Raw genomic sequence first — 776 nt, 5'->3', positions numbered from 1 at the left:
TTTGTAGGCCATGCGCAGTTCGTTCAACTCGCCGCAATTCGCCACGTCGGCGTGATTGCCGAGGATGCGCTCGACGACGGTCGTGCCCGAACGCGGCAAGCCGATGATGAAGAGCGGAATCCGCTCGGCATCGACGGCCTCGCGAGCAATGGTGTCCGGGCGTGCGGCATCGATGATGTCGTCGAAGATCGCGTCTTCGCGCGCGGCGTCGTAACGGCTCGTCGCCTTGCGCATTGCCATCGCACGCGCCAGGTGCGGCCACGCACGTTCGGGTTCGTCGGCATGGTCGAGTTCGCGGAACAACGCGTACGACCACGCGGAGACGGCGCCGACGTCGGCGTTACTCGCGACGAGGCGTTCCAGTCGCGCAATGCGCGCGGCGCGCCCTTCCGCAAGATCGAGCGAAGCCAGTGCGAAGTGCGCACCGGGATGACCCGGCTCCAGCGTGATCGCGTCTTCGAAGGCGGTGGCGGCTGCATCGAGACGCCCCGTGAATTTGAGTGCATTGCCGCGCAGGAAGGACAGCGCGGGGCTGCGCACCTTCGCATCGTCCGCCACATCGAGCCACCGCAACGCCGTCGCTGGATCGTCCAGCATCATCGCCTGCTCGGCCACGCCGGTCAGTTGCGTCGCATCCAGGCCCATGCGCGGATCCAGCGATGCCAGCAGCCGCGCGCACGTCGCGTACTCGCCGGTGGAAATCAGGCCGCTCGCGACGACCAGCACTTCATGCGGCGAGGCATTCGCCCGCAGGCCGCGTGCCGAAGCGCGCGCAT

Annotated in this window: 1 protein-coding gene; it reads right to left on the bottom strand. The window is 67.5% G+C overall.

The genetic code is table 11. From position 1 onward, the window contains the following. The coding region (locus AC1DRF_RS30605) for a sulfotransferase (protein ID WP_477742649.1) at positions 1–776 on the bottom strand (776 nt) is incomplete at both ends.

This window comes from Priestia sp. P5_B4 (genome assembly GCF_056400385.1).
This window is presented reverse-complemented; position numbering and strand designations above follow the sequence as displayed.